This is a genomic window from Polaromonas sp. P3_C2 (genome assembly GCF_056402675.1).
Map to the genome: position 1 here is coordinate 1 of NZ_JBFUGX010000683.1, position 2119 is coordinate 2119.

The following is a 2119-nucleotide window of genomic DNA, read 5'->3' on the forward strand; positions in this document are numbered from 1 at the left end:
GCATTGGCATCAATGCTGTCGGCGAAATCCGCACGAATGGTGCCGGCGGCAGCCTTCTTCGGATCGGTAGCTCCCATCAGATCACGGTTTTTCAGGATGGCGCCCTCACCTTCCAGCGCCTGGATCATGACGGGGCCGGAAATCATGAAGGAAACCAGGTCTTTGAAGAATGGGCGCTCTTTGTGCACCGCATAAAAAGCCTCAGCCTCGCCTTGCGACAAGTGAGCCATCCTGGCGGCCACAAGCTTCAAGCCAGCAGCTTCAAAACGCGCATAGATTTGCCCAATGACGTTTTTCGCCACGGCGTCGGGTTTGATGATGGAGAGAGTGCGCTCGATTGCCATGAGATTTCCTTAACTTAAATTTTTTGGAGTCGTAAATTATTCAAAAATTTGAATAAAGCCTATGATTTTAACCTGTAGGCGTATTGGCTCAAATCAACCTTGCGGTTAGAGGTGCCTCTGCGGGTCATCGATTTCCACCGCGACTCCCACCACCGCGATTGCCGCCTCCCCGGTTTCCACCACCGGCACCGCCGCGGCGCGGTCCACCGGTACCGTTTCCGCCCGTACCACCGCCCCCGCGACGCTGCTGACCCTGGCCTTGCCCCTGTCGCTGCCGGGTAAAAGTGTCCGCACCGATATAACCAAATGAAGTTTTCATCGGATCGGGCTGCGTTCCTCCGGCAGCTTTGTCACCACGGTCCTCTCGCCGTTTTTGCCCCTGCATACCATTGCCGTTGCCTTGCGGCTGGCCGGTCCGGAAGCCAACACCGGGATTGCCACCCTGGTTACGCCCCTTGCCACCGCGGCGTCGGTTTCCACGGGGTGCAGAATCGTTGAGATTCAGCGGCGGTTGCAGCTCATGTGGATCATGAATCCCCTGCTCGCCCTCCGATCCGCCTTGCGCCGGCGCTTGAGGTGGTTCGCTGTTTGGCGCTGACGGCCGCCCGCGGTCGCCGCGCTGGCGTTCATTTCTGCGCGGTCCCCGTCTCGGTGGTTCAACCCCGTCCCCATGAGTGCCGGCACCCTGCGCTCCCCCCGGTATTGCGCGAGATTCAGAACGGGTCAAAGCGCTTGTCAGGGCCCAGATATCGCGCTCATCGAGTTCGACAAACGCGCCGCGCTTAAGGCCGCGCGGGAGAACCATAGCCCCATAGCGGATGCGAATAAGGCGGCTGACAGCGTGCCCCACTGCCTCAAACATCCGTCTGACCTCACGGTTACGCCCCTCGGAAATGGTGACCTTGTACCAGCAGTTGGCGCCTTCCCCCCCTCCGGCTTCAATGGAGCTGAACTGGGCCATGCCGTCATCCAGATTCACACCTTCGAGCAGGCGTTTTTTCTCTTCGCTATTTAGCGCACCGAGCACACGAACAGCGTACTCACGCTCCAGGCCGAAACGCGGATGCATCAGCTTGTTGGCCAATTCACCCGAACTGGTCAGCAGCAGTAGGCCCTCCGTGTTCAAGTCGAGGCGACCGACCGATTGCCATTTTCCCTGGAACAGCTTGGGTAAACGACGAAAAACGGTCGGGCGGTTTTGCGGGTCATCATGTGTGACGACCTCTCCGGTGGGCTTGTGATAGGCAATCACCCTCGGCGGCGGCGGGTCGATACGCACCCGGATTGGCTTGCCATTGACTTTGACCGTATCGCCAAACTGGATGCGTTGTCCTATATGGGCAGGCTCGGCGTTGACCGAGATTCGCCCCTCCAGAATCAGTTGCTCCATCTCCAGCCGTGAACCCAGTCCCGCCTGGGCAAGCACTTTGTGCAGCTTGGGGGTTTCGGGCTGGGGCGCGAGCACTCGCTTGGGCAGTGCCAACGCAACGTCTTCCTCATCAGCATCGAATTGCCCAGTCACTACATCCTCAAATCGGATGGCACCTGGGGCTGGGGCGTTGCGGCCGGCTGAAGGCCGCGGCGCTGGAGCACGGATGGCTTGCGCGGGGCCGGACTCGGAGGGTGCTATTGCTTCCGGCAAATCTTGCACGGCTTGCTCCTCTATGAGCACTTTGTCCTGCGGCTCACGAGGTGTGTCCACAGATTCGGAAGCAGGAGGGTCTTGTTGGGTCATGATTTACATTCGGGTGGGCTCATCGCCACCGGCCTCATTG

Annotated in this window: 2 protein-coding genes; both read right to left on the bottom strand. The window is 59.6% G+C overall.

All coding sequences use genetic code 11. From position 1 onward, the window contains the following. Window positions 1–344, bottom strand: a 344-nt coding sequence (gene ndk / locus AC1DWI_RS20710) for a nucleoside-diphosphate kinase (RefSeq protein ID WP_477725631.1), incomplete at its 3' end; no start/stop codon positions are given. Between the two features lie 124 nt (window positions 345–468). After that, window positions 469–2079, bottom strand: coding sequence for a pseudouridine synthase (locus AC1DWI_RS20715; protein WP_477669352.1), 1611 nt, complete (start codon window positions 2077–2079; stop codon window positions 469–471). Window positions 2080–2119: the final 40 nt, after the last annotated feature.

Coding starts and splice junctions, on each gene's coding strand:
- AC1DWI_RS20715 (WP_477669352.1), bottom strand. CDS start 2,079: ATGACCCAACAAGACCCTCCTGCTTCCGAATCTGTGGACACACCTCGT.